This window comes from Pseudomonas reactans (assembly GCF_013387025.1).
Lineage (GTDB): Bacteria > Pseudomonadota > Gammaproteobacteria > Pseudomonadales > Pseudomonadaceae > Aquipseudomonas > Aquipseudomonas reactans.
Map to the genome: position 1 here is coordinate 295 of NZ_JACAQP010000061.1, position 384 is coordinate 678.

The 384-nt window shown below is 63.8% G+C and carries 1 protein-coding gene; it reads left to right on the top strand.

The genetic code is table 11. The features are described 5' to 3' along the window. Positions 1 to 384, top strand: a 384-nt coding sequence (locus HX793_RS31495) for an AMP-binding protein (protein WP_256733984.1), incomplete at both ends; no start/stop codon positions are given.

A 384-nucleotide genomic window follows, 5' to 3' on the forward strand; every position in this document is an offset into this window, starting at 1 on the left:
CCGGTTTACCTGCAACAGTTGGCCGAGCATGCCGAGCGTGACGGCAACCCCCCCAAAGTGCGTGTGTACTGCTTTGGCGGTGACGCGGTAGCCCAGGCCAGCTATGACCTGGCCTGGCGTGCACTGAAACCGACTTACCTGTTCAACGGCTACGGCCCGACTGAAACCGTGGTCACACCGTTGCTGTGGAAAGCCCGCCGTGGCGATCCATGCGGCGCGGTTTATGCCCCAATCGGCACCTTGCTGGGCAACCGCAGCGGCTACGTGCTGGACTCGCAACTCAACCTGCAACCCATCGGCGTGGCTGGCGAGTTGTACCTGGGCGGCGAAGGCGTGGCGCGGGGTTATCTGGAACGCCCGGCACTGACTGCCGAGCGTTTTGTG